At 63.7% G+C, this 18056-nt stretch carries 17 protein-coding genes; 4 read left to right on the top strand and 13 right to left on the bottom strand.

Annotated elements, in window-relative coordinates; translation table 11 throughout:
• Positions 1–36: 36 nt before the first annotated feature.
• Positions 37–2103, bottom strand: coding sequence for a TonB-dependent receptor family protein (locus KSS93_RS20160; RefSeq protein ID WP_217885677.1), 2067 nt, complete (start codon positions 2101–2103; stop codon positions 37–39).
• A gap of 235 nt (positions 2104–2338) precedes the next feature.
• Here KSS93_RS20160 and KSS93_RS20155 point away from each other — a divergent pair, with 235 nt between their 5' ends.
• Genes KSS93_RS20155 through KSS93_RS20145 form a run of 3 tightly spaced genes read left to right on the top strand, consistent with a single transcriptional unit; the run spans position 2339 to position 3305 of the window.
• Positions 2339–2605, top strand: coding sequence for a response regulator transcription factor (locus KSS93_RS20155; protein WP_437182054.1), 267 nt, complete (start codon positions 2339–2341; stop codon positions 2603–2605).
• Positions 2606–2614: 9 nt separating this feature from the next.
• Positions 2615–2950: a head completion/stabilization protein gene (locus tag KSS93_RS20150; protein WP_217885676.1), complete on the top strand. Its 336-nt coding sequence runs from the start codon at positions 2615–2617 to the stop codon at positions 2948–2950.
• Complete coding sequence (locus KSS93_RS20145; RefSeq protein ID WP_217885675.1) at positions 2943–3305, top strand: hypothetical protein; 363 nt, start codon at positions 2943–2945, stop codon at positions 3303–3305. Before KSS93_RS20150 ends, KSS93_RS20145 begins: the two co-directional genes overlap by 8 nt.
• Here KSS93_RS20145 and KSS93_RS20140 read toward each other — a convergent pair.
• On the bottom strand, positions 3302–3682 hold the full coding sequence (locus KSS93_RS20140) for a helix-turn-helix domain-containing protein (protein ID WP_217885674.1): 381 nt from the start codon (positions 3680–3682) through the stop codon (positions 3302–3304). The two genes, KSS93_RS20145 and KSS93_RS20140, sit on opposite strands and share 4 nt — an antisense overlap.
• Before the next feature lie 201 nt (positions 3683–3883).
• On the opposite strand from KSS93_RS20140, the gene KSS93_RS20135 reads away from it, so the two are divergent.
• Positions 3884–4129: an Ogr/Delta-like zinc finger protein gene (locus KSS93_RS20135; protein ID WP_217885673.1), complete on the top strand. Its 246-nt coding sequence runs from the start codon at positions 3884–3886 to the stop codon at positions 4127–4129.
• 75 nt (positions 4130–4204) lie between these two features.
• On the opposite strand, the gene nuoN is transcribed toward KSS93_RS20135, so the two are convergent.
• From nuoN to nuoC, 11 genes are all read right to left on the bottom strand, one after another.
• Positions 4205–5674, bottom strand: a complete 1470-nt coding sequence (gene nuoN, locus KSS93_RS20130; RefSeq protein WP_217885672.1) for an NADH-quinone oxidoreductase subunit NuoN — start codon at positions 5672–5674, stop codon at positions 4205–4207.
• Between the two features lie 7 nt (positions 5675–5681).
• Positions 5682–7214, bottom strand: coding sequence for an NADH-quinone oxidoreductase subunit M (nuoM, locus tag KSS93_RS20125; protein ID WP_217885671.1), 1533 nt, complete (start codon positions 7212–7214; stop codon positions 5682–5684).
• A gap of 43 nt (positions 7215–7257) precedes the next feature.
• Complete coding sequence (gene nuoL / locus KSS93_RS20120) at positions 7258–9117, bottom strand: NADH-quinone oxidoreductase subunit L (RefSeq protein ID WP_217885670.1); 1860 nt, start codon at positions 9115–9117, stop codon at positions 7258–7260.
• Positions 9114–9422 (bottom strand): NADH-quinone oxidoreductase subunit NuoK, encoded by a 309-nt coding sequence (nuoK, locus tag KSS93_RS20115; protein WP_023631349.1) that lies wholly within the window; start codon positions 9420–9422, stop codon positions 9114–9116. Before nuoK ends, nuoL begins: the two co-directional genes overlap by 4 nt.
• Before the next feature lie 3 nt (positions 9423–9425).
• Positions 9426–9926, bottom strand: coding sequence for an NADH-quinone oxidoreductase subunit J (gene nuoJ / locus KSS93_RS20110; RefSeq protein ID WP_217885669.1), 501 nt, complete (start codon positions 9924–9926; stop codon positions 9426–9428).
• 10 nt (positions 9927–9936) lie between these two features.
• Entirely contained in the window at positions 9937–10485 is a 549-nt protein-coding gene (nuoI, locus tag KSS93_RS20105) for an NADH-quinone oxidoreductase subunit NuoI (protein ID WP_016488223.1), read from the bottom strand.
• Between the two features lie 11 nt (positions 10486–10496).
• Positions 10497–11504, bottom strand: coding sequence for an NADH-quinone oxidoreductase subunit NuoH (nuoH, locus tag KSS93_RS20100; RefSeq protein ID WP_217839354.1), 1008 nt, complete (start codon positions 11502–11504; stop codon positions 10497–10499).
• Positions 11501–14215, bottom strand: coding sequence for an NADH-quinone oxidoreductase subunit NuoG (nuoG, locus tag KSS93_RS20095; RefSeq protein ID WP_217885668.1), 2715 nt, complete (start codon positions 14213–14215; stop codon positions 11501–11503). Before nuoG ends, nuoH begins: the two co-directional genes overlap by 4 nt.
• A gap of 133 nt (positions 14216–14348) precedes the next feature.
• The gene (gene nuoF, locus KSS93_RS20090; RefSeq protein WP_217885667.1) at positions 14349–15710 is read right to left on the bottom strand and encodes an NADH-quinone oxidoreductase subunit NuoF; all 1362 of its coding nucleotides are present in this window, start codon (positions 15708–15710) and stop codon (positions 14349–14351) included.
• A complete protein-coding gene (gene nuoE / locus KSS93_RS20085) occupies positions 15707–16204 on the bottom strand; it encodes an NADH-quinone oxidoreductase subunit NuoE (protein WP_130264067.1) in 498 nt (165 codons plus the stop codon). Before nuoE ends, nuoF begins: the two co-directional genes overlap by 4 nt.
• A 2-nt stretch (positions 16205–16206) precedes the next feature.
• Positions 16207–17988: an NADH-quinone oxidoreductase subunit C/D gene (gene nuoC / locus KSS93_RS20080; protein ID WP_217839351.1), complete on the bottom strand. Its 1782-nt coding sequence runs from the start codon at positions 17986–17988 to the stop codon at positions 16207–16209.
• Positions 17989–18056 lie beyond the last annotated feature (68 nt).

Raw genomic sequence — 18056 nt, 5'->3', positions numbered from 1 at the left:
CCGATCGCGCAGGGCCGGCCCTGCGCGATCGGGTATTCAACGGAAGCTGTAGGACACCCCGGCATACACACCGAAGCTTTCTCCAGGCGTCGAGCGGGCCTTGTCTTGCCCGGCATCATCGTAGAAAGGTGTCACCGTGGCGGCATAACGCTGGTTGGTCAGGTTGCGCAGGTCCAGCCAGGTCTGCCAGTCCTGTTTCGGCGAGTCCCAGCCCAGCCGCGCGCCCAGCAGTGCATAGGCATTGGCGTGGTAGCTGTTGGCGTAGTCGGTCTGCACCTTGGACGCCATCTGCGTGTTGACCCCGGCATGGAAGCCGCTCGGCCAGTCGTAGCGCAGTTCGGCCTGGTAGTAGTGCATGGGGATGCCGGGCAGGCGGTTGTCGCCGAAGGTATCGTCGTCGCGGTAGTGGAAATCGCTGAACGTGTAGGCCTGGCGCAGGCTCAGCTTGCCGCTGCCGGAACGCTCCCAGAGGGTGCTGTCCAGGCCCGCCTCGACGCCCTGGTGCACGGTGGGGCTGCTGTTGTATTCACCGGTGATGCCAGGGGCCAGTTCCACCGCCAGCAGCTCATGGCGTACCTGGGCGTAGTACCAGGCCAGGTCCCAGCGGCCGATCATCGAGTCGCCACGGGCCCCCAGTTCCAGGGTGGTGGCGGTCTGGTTCTGCATCTCGATAGGCTGGATCTGCTTGCCGCCAACGCTGGGCGCACTCCAGATCAACGACCACGGGTGCGGCGGCTCCACCGAGCGGCTCAGGTTGCCATACACCTGCACGGCCGGGCTGATGTCATAGCGCAATCCAACGCGGGGTGCATAGTCCCAGTCGTGCTGGCTGACCTTGCCCCCTTCGGCAGGGTAGGTGACATCACTTTCCCGTCGGGTGTAGATCATCGCCATGCCTGTAGTCAGCCACAGGTTTGGCACCAACTCCAGATCATTGCCTGCATGCAGCACCGTGTCCGACCCCTGGTAGGTGAAGTCGCGGGTACGAGCCCCGACAATGTCGTCGATCCGCGAAAATTGCGACGCCCCGCTGTTGGGCAGGTGCTTGGTGGTGCGCCAGCCGACCGTGGTCTTGCTCTCGTGGCCCAGCAGCGTGCTGCGCCGGAAGTAATTCAGCGTGCCGCTGACATCGGTGTAGGCCACCTTCAGGCGCATTGCACCTTCGCGCAGGTCCATTGGGTAGTCGTGGTAGACCAGCCCGGCCTCAAGGCGCGAATCGTCGTCCAGAAAGAACGTGGTCTTGTTGCCCACCCAAGTGCTGCCCGGCTGCGGGCGGCTGTCGTTGCGCGACAGGTAACCGGGGTTTGCGGCACGCGGGTCGTGCTTGATCTGCGCCTTGGTCAGGCGCCCGGCCAGGTCGTTCTCGGTCTCGCGGTAGCGCAGGTAGAAGCGGGTTTGCAGGTTGGCGTTGAAACGGTAACCGAGGTTGGCGGCGATGCCCTTCGAGCTGCCGCTGCTGTGGTCCTGGTAACCGTCGTACTCCGAATCGGTCAGGGCCACGTAATAATCCAGGTTGCCCAGTACCTGGCCGGAGCTGACCTGGCGCTTCTGGTAGCCACGGCTACCGGCTTCGTAGCGCACCTGAAGCGGCGCGGCATCGTAACCGGTATGGGTGACGTAATTGATCGCCCCGCCCAGGGCGAGCGAGCCCTGGTCGAAGCCGTTGGCCCCGCGCAGCACTTCAGCGCGGCTCAGCCACAGCGGCTCGAACAGCTCGTAGGGCGTGCCACCGGGGCCGGTCAGGGGTAGGCCGTCGAACATCGTGTACACCCCGGAGCCATGGGCGCCCGGTGCGCGGTTGATGCCCGAGCCGCGAATCGACAGCTTGATGCCGTCGTTACCCGCCGACTGGGCGAACACGCCGGGCTGGTAGGCCAGCACGTCCTGATTGCTGGCCACCCGGCCCTGGCCCACCCGCTGCATGTCTACCAGGTTGCTGGCGCCCGGGGTTTCGCGCAGGCGTTCGCCGGCATCGGCCAGTTCGTCCTGCGCCTCGTCGGTGATTAGTACCTGGCCGAGCTCGACCGAAGGGGCGGCCAGGCTGGGCAGGGGCGTACCCAGGGCAGCCAGCAGGCCGAGGGGGAGAGGCAAAGCGCGACGCATCGTGAGGCTCCAGACAAAAGGCGGGTGGGCAACGGCGTTGAGACGAGCGAAATGCCGCCTGGAGCACGAACAAATTTCGGCAAATTTCGTACGACGACTATTCGGGCTGTTTTGCTCAGACGGTTTTGTAGCGCGGTTCTTTACAACTGCGGCTGGTGGAGAAGGGCGCCGGGCGCTTCGTAAGGTGATTGCCATCGGCAGTGATGCCGTTCTCAATCACTCATGGAGTGCAAAGATGACTGACAACACACGAATGGGCAGTGACCCCGTAGACCGGCAGCAACCCGAGTCGGGCGCCTCGGTGCGGCTGACCCCTCGCGAGTACCAGGTGCTGTTGTGGTGTGCCTATGGCAAAAGCTCATGGGAAATCGGCCGGATCCTGGAGTGCAAGGAGTCGACGGTGAACTTTCATGTCTCGAACATCCTGCGCAAATTCGATGTATCCACCCGCGTAGCGGCGGTTATCAAAGCCATCCGCTACGGCATGCTGACTGAGCAGTGAGGTGCAGTGATGAGCATCGACGCCATTAACGACTGCCATGACCCGTTCTGGCCGCGCTTCGAGCTGACCCTGCTGCGGGCGCGCCTGAAGTTGTTCTGCACCGTCAGCGAGGCCGCTCTCGAGGTTGCCGGCCGCTGCGCCGTGATCGCTGCCGCGCAGGAGTTCGCCAGCTGGCGAGTGGCCTTGCGAACGCGCGGTTACAAACGCCTGGAAGATCTGGACGGACACGCCCACGGGCGAGCGTTGCGGGTCTGTTACCTGTGCTTCGTCGAGGCTGCGATCCTGCGTAATCTGGGCGCGGTCGCGCCTCGGCGGTTACTGCAGGGGAGGGTGGAGCATGAGTGACGCAACGCTCCCCCAGGGGCTATCGGGCGTGATGCAAGGGGTGATCGACGTCGATGGCTATGTACTGTTCGCCGCCTTGCTGGGGGCCTTGCTGGTCTTTGCGGCACGTGACCGGTTGGCCGGCAGAGCGTCCAGGCGCCCGAAGGTGGGCAGGAGCCTGCTGCTGGTCTTCGTGACTGTTGGCGTGGGCCATCTGTTCGAACCCTTGGTGCTGTCGCTGGCGCCCATGCTTTCCCGTGGCATGGCCGCATTTGTGGCGGCGGTGGTGGTGATTCCCGTCAGCCTCAAGGTCATGGACTGGCTGGAATCGCTGGATCCGCAAGACATCATCCAGCGCTGGCGCCGCAAGGGTTAGCCGCCAGCGCGGCAAGCCAGCGCATCCAGCTGCTGTTGCAACTGCTGGATGCGCTGCTTGTCGCGTACCACCAGGGTAACCGCCCGGCGATCGGCAACCGGCAGCGCACGCAACTGCGCCAGCAGCTCATGCTCCCAGGCCGCATCATTGCCATCCGGGGCTTGCGCGCCAGGCTCGCCAAGCAACAGCCAGTCCAGCGAACAGTCATGTTTGCGGGCAATTTCTACGCATAATGAATATGGAATGCTGTCGCGCATCTTCCAGCTGCTGAGGGTCTGCGGGCTTATCGACAGTGCCCTTGAAAGCTCTGCATCGGTGTGGGTGGAGGTCAGAACTTTCAGACGGGCCAAAACAGAAGCAAGCGTGTGGGTACTCATAGCTGATAATCCATGACTGGTTTAATGATATTTCATGGGCTTAAACTACTCGTTATGAATAAAGGCCAGCCTTAAAAGGAGTAATTCGGCAATGAAACACATCAAATCGAAGAATACACTCACTTGTGCAGCCAATACCGATGCGGCCAAGCGATTTTTCTCACAGACTGCAGGTATGAACTCTGCATTCAGGTACCTGTCGTGAGTACTTATAAACTGGTTTGCCCCCATTGCCAAAGCCGGATGCGCATACGGACCAGCGAAGGGCGGCATATATTCTTGCGGATCGCCTACCTTCAGTGCACCACCGAAGCGTGTGGCTGGTCGGTGCGTGCCGAGTTCGAAATGACTCACGAATTGTCCCCCAGCGGCATGCCCAACCCGGAAGTGTATCTGCCACCGGCCAATGGTGAGTTGCGTAGTGCCGCACTGCTGAGGGGGGACTGATACATCGGTTGATGCAAGACGCAGATAAAAAAACACCCCGCATGAGCGGGGTGTTTTTGTGACGCCTGAGGCCGATCAGCCGATCAGTTGCAGCCCGGCCTGCTGCACCATTTCCAGCAGCGGCTGCGGGTAGACGCCCAGCACGAAGGCAAGGATGGCGATGGCCAGCAGCATTACACCGCCGGTGCGCTGCTCCCACTTCAGCGGGGCGTCGTGGCGACGCAGGTTCGGCTCCACCAGGTACAGGGTGACCATGACCCGCAGGTAGTAGTAAACGCCGATGGCGCTGCCGATCACCAGAGCGCCGACCAGCCACCACAGGTGCGACTCGACGCCGGTGGCGATGATGTAGAACTTGCCGATGAAGCCAGCCGTCAGCGGGATGCCTGCCAGCGACAGCATCATTACGGTCAGCACCGCGGTCAGGTACGGACGGCGCCAGAACAGGCCGCGGTATTCGTACAGCGCATCGGCGTCACGGCCGGCGTACGGCGAGGACATCAGGGTAATCACGCCGAAGGCGCCGAGGCTGGTGATCACGTAGGTGACCAGGTATACACCCATGGCTTCCATGGCCAGGCCCTTGCTGGCTACCAGTGCAATGACCAGGTAGCCGAAGTGGGCGATCGACGAGTAACCCAGCAGGCGCTTGAGGTTGCTCTGGGTCAGCGCCAGCAGGTTGCCGACGATGATCGAAGCGACGGCGATGACCGCCAGTACGGTGCTCAGCACGCCGCTGCTGGCAGCAGGGGAGAGCATGAACAGGCGTACCACCACGGCGAACACCGCCACCTTGCTGGCGGTGGCCAGGAACGCGGCCACCGGCGCCGGGGCGCCTTCGTACACGTCCGGGGTCCACAGGTGGAACGGCACCAGCGACAGCTTGAAGGCCAGGCCTACCAGCATCATGCCCAGGCCCAGTTGCGCCAGCAGGCTCGGCATGCTGGTAGCGGCCAGGGCCTTGCCCAGCTGGTCGAAGGTCAGCGCGCCGGCATCGGCGTACAGCAGCGCCATGCCGAACAGCAGGAAGGCAGAACCTGCGGCCGACAGCACCATATACTTGATGCCGGCTTCCAGCGAGCGCTTGTTGAAGAAGGCGTACGCCACCAGGCCGTAGACCGCCACCGACAGCAGCTCCAGGCCGATGAACAGGCCTGCCAGGTGGTTGGCGCTGACCAGCACCAGGCCACCGAGTGCCGACATCAGCAGCAGCAGGTACAGCTCTTCACGGTTGCCCGGGAAGCCCTTGGAGCCTTCGCCCAGGTAAGCATGGGCGAGGGTCACGCAGGCCAGCGTGGCGATCAGGATGATCGCCATGTACAGGCAGGCGAACTTGTCGATGGTCACAAGCGTCGTGACCGCCAGCGGTGCGACCTTCAGGGCCGGCAAGATCGACAGCAGGGCCAGGTTCAGGCCCACGGTGGACAGCAGGAAGGTCTGCGAGTGGTTGCGCTTCCAGGCGATCGCCAGCATCACCACCACCGTGGTGATGGTGGTGATCAGCATCGGCGCCAATGCGATGAAGTGTTGAGTGGTGAATTCCATAGCGCTCTTACCGGGCCGAAGCGAGTTGAGTGAAAGCGGAACCGAGCCACTGCTGCACACCGCTCATGGTGGCGGCAGAGGTGTCGAGGAACGGCTGCGGGTACACGCCCAGCACGATCAGCAGCACGGCCAGGCCCAGCACCATGATCAGCTCGCGGCTGTCCATGCCGGCCAGCACGGTGTCGGCCTTGGCCGGGCCGAAGTAGGCGCGGTGGATCATGATCAGCGAGTAGACCGAACCGAATACCAGGCCGGTGGTGGCGATCACGGTGATCCATGGCACATGGGCGAAGCTGCCGATCAGGATCAGGAACTCGCCGACGAAGTTGCCGGTACCCGGCAGGCCCAGGGACGCGGCGGCAAAGAACAGGCTGATGGCCGGAAGATACGCGATGCGGTGCCACAGGCCGCCCATCTGGCGCATGTCACGGGTGTGCAGGCGCTCGTACAGCTGGCCGGACAGGATGAACAGCGCCGCAGCCGACAGGCCGTGGGCGAGCATCTGGATCACCGCGCCCTGCAGCGCTTGCTGGCTGCCGGAGTAGATGCCGATCAGCACGAAGCCCATGTGCGAAACGCTGGAGAAGGCGATCAGGCGCTTGATGTCGGTCTGTGCAAAGGCCAGGAAGGCGCCGTAGAAAATACCGATCAGGCCCAGGGTCATGGCGATCGGCGCAAACTCGGCCGAGGCGTTGGGGAACAGCGGCAGGGCGAAGCGCAACAGGCCGTAGGCCGCGGTCTTCAGCAGGATGCCCGCCAGGTCCACGGAGCCGGCGGTCGGTGCCTGGGCGTGGGCGTCCGGCAGCCAGGAGTGGAAGGGTACGACCGGCAGTTTCACCGCAAAGGCGATGAAGAAGCCCAGCATCAGCACGTATTCAACGCCAGGCGGCAGCTCGGCCTTGAGCAGGTCGCTGTAGTTGAAGGTGAGCACACCAGTGGTGTTGTAGTTCACCAGCACCAGGCCCAGGATCGCCACCAGCATGATCAGGCCGCTGGCCTGGGTGAAGATGAAGAACTTGGTCGCCGCGTAGATCCGGGTCTTCTTGCCGTCTGCCGAGCTATGGCCCCAGAGCGCGATGAGGAAGTACATCGGCACCAGCATCATTTCCCAGAAGAAGAAGAACAGGAACAGGTCCAGTGCCAGGAACACACCGACCACGCCGCCCAGAATCCACATCAGGTTGAGGTGGAAGAAGCCGACGTGGCGCTGGATCTCTTTCCACGAGCACAGCACCGACAGCACGCCGAGCAGGCCGGTCAGCAGGATCATCAGCAGCGACAGGCCGTCGAGGGCCAGGTGGATGCTGATGCCGAAGCGCTGGATCCACTGGACTTTGTATTCCAGGGCCCAGGCAGGCTCGGCGCCCGGTGCAGGGGCCAGGGTGTAGTCGCCGTTAGCCCACAGGTACAGGCCGATGCCGAGCAGCAGGGACATGGTCAGCAGCGCGATCCAGCGCGGCAGGGTGGCGCCGAAGCGCTCACCTAGCCAGCACAGCAGGCCGCCGATGAAGGGGATCAGGATCAGCCAAGGCAAAATCATGACGGGTTGGTTTCCTTTCGCAGAGTCGCAAGGTTCGCAAGGTTCATGGGTTTACCGCAGCCAATACCACAGCGCCGAGTACCAGCACTGCGCCAACGGCGATCGAAGCGGTGTACCAGCGCAGCTGGCCAGTCTCGGTCTTGCTCATGGCGACGTTGCCGCCGCGCGCCAGGCGAGGAATCAGGCCGATGCTGCGGTCAACCGGGTCCTTGCGCAGGACGTGGCTGATCAGCAGGTAAGGTTTGACGAACAGCTTGTCGTAGATCCAGTCGAAGCCCCAGGCGGCGAACCACCAGGCCGACAGCACACGGCCGATGCCGCTGTTGGCGATGCTGCTGACGAAGCTGCGCTTGCCCAGGAACAACAGGGCCGACAGCAGGATACCGGCAATCGCGATGGCGCCCGAGGCGATTTCCAGCGAGTGCTTGGCTTCGCCACCGGCGTGGCCGGCGCTTTCAGGCAGCACACCTGCCAGCGGCGGGTGAATCCATGCGCCAACGAAGGTCGACAGCACGATCAGCACGCCCAGCGGCAGCCAGTGGCTGATGCCGTGGCCGGCGTGGGCTTCGGTCTTGGCTTCGCCGTGGAAGGCGATGAAGATCAGGCGGAAGGTGTACAGCGAGGTCATGAACGCCCCGACCAGGCCGGCATACAGCAGGCCGCTGTTGCCGCTGGCGAAGGCTTCCCAAAGAATTTCATCCTTGGAGTAGAAGCCTACGGTCAGGATCGGCAATGCAGCCAGCGCTGCGCCACCGACCACGAAGCTTGCGTAGGCCAACGGCAGCTTCTTCCACAGGCCGCCCATCTTGAAGATGTTCTGCTCGTGGTGGCAGGCAACGATCACCGCACCCGAGGCAAGGAACAGCAGGGCCTTGAAGAAGGCGTGGGTCATCAGGTGGAAGATCGCCGCATCCCAGGCACCAACGCCAAGCGCGAGGAACATGTAGCCGATCTGGCTCATGGTCGAGTAGGCGAGGATACGCTTGATGTCGGTCTGCACCAGCGCGGCAAAACCGGCCAGCACGAGAGTGACGCCACCCACCACACCTACAAGGTGCAGGATGTCCGGGGCCAGCAGGAACAGGCCGTTGGTACGGGCGATCAGGTACACGCCCGCGGTCACCATGGTGGCGGCGTGGATCAGTGCCGAAACCGGGGTCGGGCCTGCCATCGCGTCGGCCAGCCAGGTCTGCAGTGGCAGCTGGGCCGATTTACCGACCGCGCCACCCAGCAGCATCAGGGTGGCCAGCACCATCCAGGTGTCACCGGCCTGGAACTTCTGCGGTGCCAGCACCAGCAGTTCCTGCACGTTCAGCGTGCCCAGCTGGGCGAACAGGATGAACAGGCCGATGGCCATGAACACGTCGCCGATGCGGGTGACGATGAACGCCTTGAGCGCCGCGTTACCGTTGTTGCGGTTGCTGTAGTAGAAACCGATCAACAGGTACGAGCACAGGCCCACGCCTTCCCAGCCGAAGTAGATGAACAGCAGGTTATCGCCCAGGATCAGGAACAGCATGCTGGCGATGAACAGGTTGGTGTACGAGAAGAAGCGCGAGTAGCCGGCTTCGCCACGCATGTACCAGGAAGCGAACAGGTGGATCAGGAAGCCCACGCCGGTAACCACGCCCAGCATGGTGACCGACAGGCCATCCAGGTACAGGGTGAAGTTCGGCGCGAAGCCGTCCACCGACATCCACTGCCACAGCAACTGGCTGTAGGCGCCGCCCTCAGGCGGGGCAACGTTGAACTGCCAGATCACGTAGGCGGCGGTGGCCGCCGAGAGGCCCACCGAGCCGACGCCGATCAGCGCCGAGAGGTTCTCGGAGAACCGCCCGCGCGAGAACGACAGCAGCAAGAAGCCGATCAGGGGGAAGACGAAAGTCAGGAAGAGTAGGTTCATCCGCGCATCTCACTGGCAGCATCGATGTCGAGAGTGTGGAAGCGGCGATACAGCTGCAGCAGGATCGCCAGGCCAATGCTGGCCTCGGCGGCTGCCAGGCTGATCACCAGAATGAACATCACCTGGCCGTCGGGCTGGACCCAACGGGCACCGGCGACGATGAACGCCAGGGCAGCAGCGTTCATCATGACTTCCAGGCTCATGAGCACGAAGAGGATGTTGCGGCGGACCATCAGGCCAACCAGACCTAAGCAGAACAGGATGCCGGCGACCGCCAGACCATGCTCGAGAGGGATAGCACCCATGATTTACTCCTTCGCCTCAACGCGGCCCAGGTGGAAGGCGGTGACGGCTGCGGCGAGCAGCAGCATCGAGGCCAGTTCAACCACCAGCAGGTACGGGCCGAACAGGCTGATGCCAACCTCTTTGGCGCTGACGGTGGTACCGCTGATGGCAGCGCCGGTCGGGTTGGCGAACAGCACGTAGAGCAGCTCCAGCAGCAGCAGGGCGGCGAGAATCACCGGCCCCGCCCAGATGCCGGGCTTGAGCCAACCGCGCTCCTGGGCGACCGAGGCCGGCCCGAGGTTGAGCATCATCACCACGAAGACGAACAGCACCATGATGGCGCCGGCGTAGGCGATCACTTCCAGGGCGCCGGCAAACGGCGCACCGAGGGAGAAGAAGATCATCGCCACGGAGATCAGCGAAATGATCAGGTAGAGCAGGGCGTGCACAGGGTTGGTGCCGGTAACCACCCGAAGGGTGGAGACCACGGCGATCCCGGATGCGAAGTAGAAAGCGAATTCCATCTTTCTGTCCTTATGGGAGCAAGCTCTTCACGTTGATCGGCTCGGCTTCGTTCTGCGCAGCGCCTTTCGGCTTGCCAGCGATTGCCATGCCCGCAACACGGTAGAAGTTGTAGTCAGGGTTTTTGCCGGGGCCGGAGATCAGCAGATCTTCTTTCTCGTACACCAGGTCCTGACGCTTGAACTCGGCCATTTCGAAATCCGGAGTGAGCTGGATCGCGGTGGTCGGGCACGCCTCTTCACACAAGCCGCAGAAGATGCAACGCGAGAAGTTGATGCGGAAGAACTCGGGGTACCAACGGCCGTCCTCGGTTTCTGCCTTCTGCAGCGAGATGCAGCCCACCGGGCAGGCCACCGCGCAGAGGTTGCACGCCACGCAGCGCTCTTCGCCGTCGGGGTCGCGGGTGAGGACGATGCGGCCGCGATAGCGCGGCGGCAGGTACACGGGTTCTTCGGGGTACTGCAGGGTGTCGCGCTTGCGGAACCCGTGGGAGAACACCATGGCCAGGCTGCGCAGCTGTGTGCCGGTGCCCTTAACGATGTCGCCGATATATTTGAACATGGGTCAAATCCTCACTGGGCCGCGACGGCTGGCGTGTTGTAAAGCACGATCGCAGCGGTCACCAGCAAATTGATCAGGGTCAGCGGCAGGCAGAACTTCCAGCTGAAGTCCATCACCTGGTCATAGCGTGGGCGCGGGATCGAGGCGCGCAGCAGGATGAACAGCATGATGAAGAACGCGGTCTTCAGGGCGAACCACAGGAACGGCACCTGCGGCAGGATGCCGAACGGGCCGTGCCAGCCACCGAAGAACAGGGTTACCAGCAGCGCCGAGATCAGGATGATGCCGATGTATTCACCGACGAAGAACATGCCCCATTTCATGCCGGCATACTCGATGTGGTAGCCGTCGGCCAGTTCCTGTTCCGCTTCCGGCTGGTCGAACGGGTGACGGTGAGTCACGGCGACACCAGCGATGAAGAAGGTGCAGAAGCCGAAGAACTGCGGAATGATGAACCACAGGTTCTGGGCCTGGTACTCAACGATGTCGCGCATGTTGAACGAGCCCACCTGTACCACCACGCCCATCAGCGCCAGGCCCAGGAATACTTCGTACGACACGGTCTGCGCCGAAGCACGCAAGCTGCCCAACAGGGCGTACTTGTTGTTCGACGACCAGCCGGCGAACAGCACCGCGTACACCGAAAGACCCGCCATGGCGAAGAAGAACAGCAGGCCGATGTTCAGGTCGGCAACGCCCCAGCCCGGGCTGATCGGAATGATCGAGAAGCCGATGAGCAGGGCGCTCATGGCCACGACCGGCGCCAGGGTGAAGATCATCTTGTCGACGAAGGGCGGGTTCCAGTCTTCCTTGAAGAACATCTTCAGCATGTCGGCAGCGATCTGGAACATGCCGAACGGGCCAACGCGGTTCGGGCCGTAACGGTCCTGCCACCAGCCCAGCAGGCGACGCTCGACGAAGCTGAGCAGGGCGCCGCAGACCACCACGGCCAGCAGCACCACGATGGCCTTGACGACCTGAATGATCACATCGATCACTTCGGGGGTGAACCAGCTCATTGTGCTGCCTCCTGCAGGCCTTCGACGGATGCACCGAAGATGGCAGGCGGAATGCCGGCCAGGCCTTTGGGCAACGCAACCAGGCCAGCGCCCAGTTGTTCATTGATACGCAGCGGCAGGCGCAGCGCGTGGCCTGCGACGTTCAGGCTCAGCAGGGCGCCGTCGTTGACGCCCAGGCGGTCGGCCTCGGACTTGGCCAATGCCACGTAAGGGGCCGGGATGCGCTCCTGCACCGGGGTGGCGCGCGAAGAGTTCTCTTCACTGCCGAACAGGTGGAAGAACGGTACCGCAGTCCAGGTGCCACGGGCCGGGTTGAAGGCAGCCGGGATGGCGCTGAACCAGCTCAGGCGGTCGCCTTGCGACTCGATCAGGCGCACGCCCGGGTCACCGGCACGCAGGTGGCCACCGACCTCGTCCTGGAACTTGTTCCAGGCTTGCGGCGAGTTCCAGCCCGGCGACCAGGCGAACGGCACCTGCTGGCGCGGTTCGGCCGAACCCGAATAGCCTTCCATCGAGAAGGCGAACGCGGTGTCCTTGTCTTGCGGGGTGCGCGGCTCGTGCACGCTGATGTTGGCGCGCATGGCGGTACGCCCGGAGTAGCGCAGCGGCTCGCGGGCCAGTTTCATGCCCTTGATGCGGAACGCGGCGCTTGGCGCTGCATTGACGATGCCGGCCAGTTGCGGGGCGGCTTCGGCGCAGGCGCTGGTGACGTGGTCCAGCTGGGTCCAGTCCACCGGCTTGTTCAGCAGGGTCGCACGCAGGGCGTGCATCCAGCGCCAGCCTTCGTGGATCTGGATGCTGCTGTCCAGGTACTGCGGGTCGAACACCTGGAAGAAGCGCTGGGCGCGGCCTTCCTGGCTGACCAGGGTGCCGTCGCCTTCGGCGAACGAGGCCGCCGGCAGCACCAGGTGGGCGCGCTCCAGGGTGGCGGTCCTGGTGTGGTCGGCGACGATGACTACCTTGGCTGCGGCCAGGGCGGCGTCGACCTTGGCGGCCGGCACGCGGGTGTACAGGTCGTTTTCCAGCACCACGATGGCATCGGCCTTGCCGCTGATTACCGCATCCAGCGCAGCGTCGACGGACTCACCGCCCATCATCGCCATGCCGAGGCTGTTGGCCTCAGGGACGACCAGGGTCAGCGAGCCGTTCTTCTCGCGCAGCTTCAGCGCCTTGGCGATGTTGGCGGCGGCTTCGATCAGCGCAGGTTCTGCCAGCGATGCACCGGCAACCACCAGCGGGCGGTTGGCCGCGACCAGGGCATCGGCGATGCGCTGGGCCAGGGCCTTGGCTTCGCTGTCCAGGCCTTCGACGGCAGGCGCGCTCGGATCGATGGCGTGGGCCACGGCGAAACCGATACGGGCCAGGTCCGCAGGGGCTGCGTGCACACACTCTTCGGCGACGTCGTCGAGCTTGGTTTCAGCCAAGGATGCGATGAACAGCGGGTACAGCGCGTGCTGGCCGATGTTCTTCACCGCAGCGTCCAGCCAAGGCTGTACGCGCATGGCGTCGGCCATGGCTTCGGCCTTGCCCTTGGTCGCCTGGCGCACGGCCAGGGCCATGCGGGCGGCGGTTTGCGTGAGGTCTTCACCGAGCACGAATACTGCGTCGTGGTCTTCGATGTCACGCAGGGTCGGTACGGGCAGCGGGCTGTTGTTCAGCACGTCCAGCGCCAGGCGCACGCGGGCCAGCTCGCCAGCTTCCATACCCGAATAGAAGTACTCGGCGCCGACCAGCTCACGCAGGCCGTAGTTGCTCTCGAGGCTTGCGCGCGGCGAGCCGATACCGACGATGGTGCGGCCGCGCAGCAGGTCGGCGGCTTTGTCCAGGGCGGCGTCGAGGGACAGCTTGCTGCCATCGGCCAGCAGTGGCTGGCGCGGGCGGTCCTTGCTGTTGACGTAGCCATAGCCGAAGCGGCCACGGTCGCACAGGAAGTACTGGTTCACCGAGCCGTTGAAGCGGTTCTCGATGCGGCGCAGTTCGCCGTAGCGCTCGCCGGGGCTGATGTTGCAGCCGCTGGAGCAGCCGTGGCAGATGCTTGGGGCAAACTGCATGTCCCACTTGCGGTTGTAGCGCTCGGAGTGGGTCTTGTCGGTGAACACACCGGTCGGGCAGACCTCGGTGAGGTTGCCGGAGAACTCGCTTTCCAGCACGCCGTCTTCAACGCGACCGAAGTACACGTTGTCGTGGGCGCCGTACACACCCAGGTCGGTGCCGCCGGCGTAGTCCTTGTAGTAGCGTACGCAGCGATAGCAGGCGATGCAGCGGTTCATCTCGTGGGCGATGAACGGGCCGAGGTCCTGGTTCTGGTGGGTACGCTTGGTGAAACGGTAACGGCGCTCGTTGTGGCCGGTCATTACCGTCATGTCCTGCAGGTGGCAGTGACCGCCTTCCTCGCACACCGGGCAGTCGTGCGGGTGGTTGGTCATCAGCCACTCGACGACGCTGGCGCGAAACGCCTTGGACTCTTCATCTTCGATGGAGATCCAGGTGCCGTCGGAGGCAGGGGTCATGCAGGACATGACGATCCGACCACGGGTGTCGTTCTCGTCGGTGTACTGCTTGACCGCACATTGCCGGCAGGCGCCGACGCTTCCGAGCGCCGGGTGCCAGCAGAAATAAGGGATGTCGAGGCCGAGCGACAGACACGCCTGTAACAGGTTGTCTGCACCGTTGACTTCGAGCGCTTTGCCGTCTACGTGGATAGTGGCCATGGTTCAAAGTTCTTCGTTGGCCCGCGTGAGCGGGCGTGGCTAATGGAAATCGGTGGGCCTGCGGCTCATCGCCAATCTTTACGGCGAGCCTGCAAGGCCGGCGGGTGGCACGGACCACCCGCGCTCTATCTTTTTATGCGCCGACTACAATCGGCTTCGCCAGGTTCGGGCGCAGGGTGCCGGCGCTTTCAGGCGCCACACCGGCCTCGAACTCCGAGCGGAAGTATTTGATGGCACTGCCCAGTGGCTCGACGGCACCCGGTGCGTGAGCACAGAAGGTGCGGCCGGGGCCGAGGAAGTTGACCAGACCCAGCAGGGTCTCGATGTCTTCGGCGCGGCCCTGGCCGGCTTCCAGCGAGCGCAGCATCTTCACGCTCCATGGCAGGCCGTCGCGGCACGGGGTGCACCAGCCGCAGGATTCGCGGGCGAAGAACTCTTCCATGTTGCGCAGTAGCGAGACCATGTTGACGCTGTCATCCACCGCCATGGCCAGGCCAGTACCCATACGGGTGCCGACCTTGGCGATGCCGCCGGCGTACATTTGTGCGTCCAGGTGCTCGGGCAGCAGGAAGCCGGTACCGGCGCCGCCTGGCTGCCAGCACTTGAGCTTGAAACCGTCGCGCATGCCACCGGCGTAGTCTTCGAACAGCTCGCGGGCGGTAACGCCGAACGGCAGTTCCCACAGGCCCGGGTTCTTCACCTTGCCGGAGAAGCCCATCAGCTTGGTGCCGTGGTCTTCACTGCCTTCGCGGGCCAGCGACTTGTACCAGTCGTTGCCGTTGGCGACGATGGCCGGCACGTTGCACAGGGTCTCGACGTTGTTCACGCAGGTCGGCTTGCCCCACACGCCAACGGCGGCAGGGAAGGGTGGCTTGGAGCGCGGGTTGGCGCGGCGGCCTTCGAGGGAGTTGATCAGTGCGGTTTCTTCACCGCAGATGTAACGCCCGGCACCGGTGTGCACGAACAGCTCGAAGTCAAAACCGCTGCCCAGGATGTTCTTGCCCAGCAGGCCTGCAGCCTTGGCTTCGTCGATGGCGCGGTTGAGGTTCTTCGCCGCGGTGGTGTATTCGCCACGCAGGAAGATGTAGCCACGGTAGGCCTTCAGGGCGCGGGCGCTGATCAGCATGCCCTCGACCAGCAGATGGGGCTGTTGCTCCATCAGCATGCGGTCCTTCCAGGTGTTGGGCTCCATTTCATCCGCGTTGCACAGCAGGTAGCGGATGTTCATGGATTCGTCTTTGGGCATCAGGCCCCACTTCACGCCAGTGGGGAAGCCCGCGCCGCCACGGCCCTTGAGGCCGGAGTCCTTGACGCTCTGCACGATGTCGTCGGCGGACATGTCGGCCAGCGCCTTGCGCGCGGCGGCATAGCCGTTTTTCGATTCGTACTCGGCAAGCCACACCGGCTCGCCGTCGTCACGTAGGCGCCAGGTCAGCGGGTGGGTTTCGGCGGTGCGCGCAATGCGGTTGGCCGGGCCGAAGGAAGTGATGGTCATACGTAACCCTCCAGCAGCTTGGTGACGCCGGCAGGTTGCACGTCGCCAAAGGTGTCGTCGTCGATCATCAGTGCCGGAGCCTTGTCGCAGTTGCCCAGGCAGCACACTGGCAGCAGGGTGAAGCGCCCGTCTGCGGTGGTCTGGCCCAGGCCGATGCCCAGCTCGCTCTGGATCTGGCTGACCACCGACTCGTGGCCGCCTATGTAGCAGACCATGCTGTCGCACACACGGATGATGTGGCGCCCGACCGGCTGGCGGAAGATCTGGCTGTAGAAGGTGGCCACGCCTTCGACGTCGCTGGCCGGGATACCCAGCACTTCGCCGATGGCGTAGATGGCGCCGTCCGGCACCCAGCCGCGCTCTTTCTGCACGATCTTCAGGGCTTCGATGGACGCCGCGCGCGGGTCCTCGTAGTGGTGCATCTCGTGCTCGATGGCCGAGCGCTCGGTTTCGCTCAGGGCGAAACGGTCGGTTTGGATAAGCGTGTTGTTCATGCTTAGCGGTCCACGTCAGCCATAACGAAGTCGATACTGCCCAGGTACGCGATCAGGTCCGCGACCATGCTGCCTTTGATCACCGAAGGGATCTGCTGCAGGTGCGGGTAGCTGGGCGTGCGGATCCGGGTGCGGTAGCTCATGGTGCCGCCATCGCTTGTCAGGTAGTAACTGTTGATGCCCTTGGTCGCCTCGATCATCTGGAACGACTCGTTGGCCGGCATGACCGGGCCCCACGAGACTTGCAGGAAGTGGGTGATCAGGGTTTCGATGTGCTGCAGGGTGCGCTCTTTCGGCGGCGGCGTGGTCAGCGGGTGGTCCGCCTTGTACGGGCCTTCCGGCATGTTGCGCAGGCACTGGTCGATGATGCGGATACTCTGGCGCATCTCCTCGACACGGACCATGCAGCGATCGTAGGCATCGCCATTGTGGGCCAGCGGCACTTCGAACTCGAAGTTCTCGTAGCCGGAGTAGGGGCGCGCTTTACGCAGGTCGAAGTCGCAACCGGTGGAGCGCAGGCCGGCACCGGTGGTGCCCCATTCCAGCGCTTCCTTGGTGTTGTAGGCGGCGACGCCGATGGTACGGCCCTTGAGGATGCTGTTCTGCAGGGCAGCCTTGGTGTATTCGTCCAGGCGCTTGGGCAGCCATTCGACGAAGTCCTTGACCAGCTTGTCCCAGCCTCGCGGCAGGTCGTGGGCAACGCCACCGATGCGGTACCAGGCCGGGTGCAGGCGGAAACCGGTGATCGCCTCGATCACGGTGTAGGCGCGCTGGCGGTCGGTGAAGGTGAAGAACACCGGGGTCATGGCGCCGACGTCCTGGATGTAGGTACCCAGGAACAACAGGTGGCTGGTGATGCGGAAGAACTCGGCGAGCATGATGCGAATCACGTCGACTTTTTGCGGCACCTGAATGCCGGCCAGCTTCTCCACCGCCAGTACGTACGGCAGGTTGTTCATCACCCCGCCGAGGTAGTCGATACGGTCGGTGTAGGGGATGAAGCTGTGCCACGACTGGCGCTCGGCCATTTTCTCGGCACCACGGTGGTGGTAGCCGATGTCCGGGACGCAGTCGACGATCTCTTCACCGTCCAGCTGCAGCACGATACGGAACGCACCGTGGGCCGAAGGGTGGTTGGGGCCCAGGTTGAGGAACATGTAGTCCTCGTTGGCGCCCGAACGCTTCATGCCCCAGGCTTCGGGGTTGAAACGCGCCGACTCTTCTTCAAGCTGCTGCTTGGCCAGGGTCAGGCTGTAGGGGTCGAACTCGGTGGCGCGCGCCGGGTAGTCCTTGCGCAGCGGGTGGCCTTCCCAGGTGGGCGGCATCATGATGCGGCTCAGGTGCGGGTGGCCAGCAAAGTCGATGCCGAACATGTCCCAGACTTCACGCTCGTACCAGTTGGCGTTGGGCCAGATGCCGGTCACGGTGGGCAGGTTCAGGTCGCCTTCGCTGAGCGACACCTTGATCATCACGTCGCTGTTACGTTCGACCGACAGCAGGTGGTAGAACACGCTGAAGTCGGCGGCGGGCAGGCCGCGGCGCTGGGTGCGCAGGCGCTCGTCGACGCCGTGCAGGTCGTACAGCATGCTGTACGGCTTGGCCACGCCACGCAGGAAGCTCAGCACTTCCTTGAGTTGCGCGCGTTTTACCCACAGTACCGGCATGCCGGTGCGGGTTTCCTGGGCGACGAATGCGTCGGCGCCAAAACGGTTGTGCAGTTCGACGACCACATCCTGGTCGTCAGCCTTGTAGGGCGGAATATAAATAGCGTTGTCCGCTGTCATGGTCTCGGTCGCTTTGGGTCAGCGTTAAGAATGAAGCCAGGCCGCCGGCTCATCGCTGAGCGGGCGGC

Source organism: Pseudomonas xanthosomatis (assembly GCF_019139835.1).
Lineage (GTDB): Bacteria > Pseudomonadota > Gammaproteobacteria > Pseudomonadales > Pseudomonadaceae > Aquipseudomonas > Aquipseudomonas fakonensis.
Note: the sequence above shows the minus strand (reverse complement) of the source record. Positions and strands in the feature narration are given on the sequence as shown.

What these genes read in the sequence shown, in the direction of transcription:
- KSS93_RS20160 (WP_217885677.1), bottom strand. Translation starts at nt 2,103, where the DNA reads ATGCGTCGCGCTTTGCCTCTCCCCCTCGGCCTGCTGGCTGCCCTGGGT.
- KSS93_RS20155 (WP_437182054.1), top strand. Translation starts at nt 2,339, where the DNA reads ATGACTGACAACACACGAATGGGCAGTGACCCCGTAGACCGGCAGCAA.
- KSS93_RS20150 (WP_217885676.1), top strand. Translation starts at nt 2,615, where the DNA reads ATGAGCATCGACGCCATTAACGACTGCCATGACCCGTTCTGGCCGCGC.
- KSS93_RS20145 (WP_217885675.1), top strand. Translation starts at nt 2,943, where the DNA reads ATGAGTGACGCAACGCTCCCCCAGGGGCTATCGGGCGTGATGCAAGGG.
- KSS93_RS20140 (WP_217885674.1), bottom strand. Translation starts at nt 3,682, where the DNA reads ATGAGTACCCACACGCTTGCTTCTGTTTTGGCCCGTCTGAAAGTTCTG.
- nuoN (WP_217885672.1), bottom strand. Translation starts at nt 5,674, where the DNA reads ATGGAATTCACCACTCAACACTTCATCGCATTGGCGCCGATGCTGATC.
- nuoM (WP_217885671.1), bottom strand. Translation starts at nt 7,214, where the DNA reads ATGATTTTGCCTTGGCTGATCCTGATCCCCTTCATCGGCGGCCTGCTG.
- nuoL (WP_217885670.1), bottom strand. Translation starts at nt 9,117, where the DNA reads ATGAACCTACTCTTCCTGACTTTCGTCTTCCCCCTGATCGGCTTCTTG.
- nuoK (WP_023631349.1), bottom strand. Translation starts at nt 9,422, where the DNA reads ATGGGTGCTATCCCTCTCGAGCATGGTCTGGCGGTCGCCGGCATCCTG.
- nuoJ (WP_217885669.1), bottom strand. Translation starts at nt 9,926, where the DNA reads ATGGAATTCGCTTTCTACTTCGCATCCGGGATCGCCGTGGTCTCCACC.
- nuoI (WP_016488223.1), bottom strand. Translation starts at nt 10,485, where the DNA reads ATGTTCAAATATATCGGCGACATCGTTAAGGGCACCGGCACACAGCTG.
- nuoH (WP_217839354.1), bottom strand. Translation starts at nt 11,504, where the DNA reads ATGAGCTGGTTCACCCCCGAAGTGATCGATGTGATCATTCAGGTCGTC.
- nuoG (WP_217885668.1), bottom strand. Translation starts at nt 14,215, where the DNA reads ATGGCCACTATCCACGTAGACGGCAAAGCGCTCGAAGTCAACGGTGCA.
- nuoF (WP_217885667.1), bottom strand. Translation starts at nt 15,710, where the DNA reads ATGACCATCACTTCCTTCGGCCCGGCCAACCGCATTGCGCGCACCGCC.
- nuoE (WP_130264067.1), bottom strand. Translation starts at nt 16,204, where the DNA reads ATGAACAACACGCTTATCCAAACCGACCGTTTCGCCCTGAGCGAAACC.
- nuoC (WP_217839351.1), bottom strand. Translation starts at nt 17,988, where the DNA reads ATGACAGCGGACAACGCTATTTATATTCCGCCCTACAAGGCTGACGAC.